Here is an 886-nt window from a genome sequence, read left to right on the forward strand (position 1 = left end):
GCAAGGGCATGCAACGTCGTGCCGTGCGCCCCGAGGGACTGGCCGACGCCCTGGCCCGCGCGGCCCGCGAGGCGTCCGCCGCGTTCGGCGACGACACGCTCCTCGTCGAGCGCTACGTCGAGGGCGGCCGCCACGTCGAGGTGCAGGTCTTCGGCGACGAGCACGGCCACGTCGTCCACCTCGGCACGCGCGACTGCTCCGCCCAGCGTCGCCACCAGAAGGTGCTGGAGGAGGCCCCCGCGCCCGACCTGCCGGAAGCCCTGCGTGAGCGGTTGCACGACGCGTCCGTGGCCCTGGCCCACGAGGTCGGCTACGTCGGTGCCGGCACGTGGAGTTCCTGGTCGCGGGCGACGAGGCCTTCTTCCTGGAGATGAACACCCGCCTGCAGGTGGAGCACCCGGTCACCGAGGAGGTCACCGGCACCGACCTCGTCGCCTGGCAGCTCGCGGTCGCCGCCGGCGAGCCGCTGCCGCTGGCCCAGGACGAGATCGGCTTCGACGGCCACGCCCTCGAGGTGCGCGTCTACGCCGAGGACCCGTACGCCGGCTTCCTGCCCCAGGCCGGGACGATCGAGGAGCTCGCGCTCAGCGGCCGGGCCCGCGTCGAGACGGCCTACGACGGGCCCGGCGAGGTGTCGACGTCCTACGACCCGATGATCGCCAAGCTGGTCACGCGCGGGACGACCGCGACGTCGCGATCGACGCGATGCTCGACGCGCTCGACGACTCCTTCGTGCAGGGCCTCACGACCAACCTCGGCTTCCTGCGCCGGCTGGTCGCCACCGACGACTTCCGCCGCGGACCGGTCCCGACCGATTGGCTCGACGACCCGCCGGCCGCGCTGGTGACGCGACCGTCCGTGCCGGCGGCGGCCCTGCTGACGGCGG

Annotated in this window: 1 protein-coding gene and 1 pseudogene; both read left to right on the plus strand. The window is 74.2% G+C overall.

The features are described from left to right. Positions 1-8: 8 nt before the first annotated feature. Positions 9-412, plus strand: a pseudogene (locus AC2W7G_RS17360) (ATP-binding protein); the annotation flags it as partial. A 102-nt stretch (positions 413-514) separates the two neighbouring features. After that, positions 515-847, plus strand: coding sequence for a hypothetical protein (locus tag AC2W7G_RS17365; RefSeq protein ID WP_485869536.1), 333 nt, complete (start codon positions 515-517; stop codon positions 845-847). The last annotated feature ends 39 nt before the right edge of the window (positions 848-886 follow it).

It is taken from the genome of Aeromicrobium sp. PFPM2_SD2 (genome assembly GCF_057364525.1).